Below are 1,261 nucleotides of genomic sequence, written 5' to 3'. Positions count from 1 at the left end.
TGATCCTCCCCCAAAAAAGTGGACGGGGTTAGGCCGCTCTACGCTCGGCCTCGGCTGGGCTGATGTAGCCCAGGGCTGAGTGCAGGCGGCGGGGATTGTAGAAGCCCTCAATGTACTGGAACAGGTCCCGGCGGGCCTGGTCGCGCGTGGCGTAGACCCGGTGGTGGACGCGCTCGGTCTTGAGGGTGTGGAAGAAGCTTTCCATTGGGGCGTTGTCCCAGCAGTCGCCCTTGCGGCTCATTGAAGGCGTGATGCCGGCGCGGGCCAGGGCCGAGCGGTAGGCCTCGGCGGCGTACTGGATACCGCGGTCGGAGTGGTGGATCAGGCCGGGCGCCGGCCGCTGGCGCTCGATGGCCATCTGCAGCGCGTCGAGGGCGATCTCGACGTGCAGCGTCGGTCGCATGCACCAGCCGACGATCTTGCGGGTGAAGAGGTCGAGCACGGTAGCGAGGTACAGCCAGCCCTCGCCGGTGGGGATGTAGGTGAGGTCAGCGAGCCAGACCTGGTTCGGCGCCTGGGTGGTGAAGTTGCGGCCGAGCCGGTTGGGCGCAATCGGATAGCCATGGCGACTGTCGGTCGTCCGCGTGCGCCGGGGCAGAGCCGCCAGGCCCCGGATGCCGGCCCGGCGCATCAGCCGCTCGATGCGGCTGCGCCCGACGCGGCGGCCGTGGCCGCGCAACACGGCATGCACCCGAGGCGAGCCATAGGTCCCGCTGCTGTCGGCGTGGATCCGGCGGATCTCGTCCAGCAATGCGCGGTTGGCGGCCGCACGCCGGCTCTCTGGCCTGGAGCGCCAGGCGTAGTAGCCGCTGGCCGACAGACCCAGGACCGCGCACATCACCCGAACCGGCCAGACGCTGCGATGCTCATCGACGAACCCGAACTTCATCGGGAGGCCGATCCGAAGATGAGCGCGGCTTTTTTTAGGATGTCGCGCTCCATCCGCAGCCGCTCGTTCTCGCGCCGCAGCCGGGCGTTCTCCGAGGCCAGATCAGACGGCGACGGGGCCGGCGCTTGCGTGGTGGAGCGCCTCGCCGCCCCCGTCGCCTGCGCCCCGAACTGCATCATCCATCGTCGAAGCACCGTCTCGTGCAGACCCAGCTCCCGGGCCACCGCGCCCACCGACAGGCCGCTCACAGCCACCCGGTCGACCGCCTCGCGCTTGAACGTCTCCGGAAACACCCGGCGCGTACCACTCATCTGACACTCCTCTCCAACTCCTCAGAGCTAGCATGGGTGTCCACCAAACCGGGGGAGGATC

Annotated in this window: 1 protein-coding gene; it reads right to left on the bottom strand. The window is 69.0% G+C overall.

Annotation, left to right across the window (positions count from 1 at the left end):
• Positions 1–28: 28 nt before the first annotated feature.
• Positions 29–1,200 (bottom strand): IS3 family transposase gene (locus FCU40_RS22980; protein ID WP_168078117.1). Its coding sequence is split into 2 segments (ribosomal slippage): positions 29–927 and positions 927–1,200, totalling 1,173 coding nucleotides; the frame shifts between segments, so codons are not numbered across the junction.
• Positions 1,201–1,261: the final 61 nt, after the last annotated feature.

The sequence above is a fragment of the Caulobacter sp. SSI4214 genome (genome assembly GCF_012184455.1).
GTDB lineage: Bacteria > Pseudomonadota > Alphaproteobacteria > Caulobacterales > Caulobacteraceae > Caulobacter > Caulobacter vibrioides_E.
Note: the sequence above shows the minus strand (reverse complement) of the source record. Positions and strands in the feature narration are given on the sequence as shown.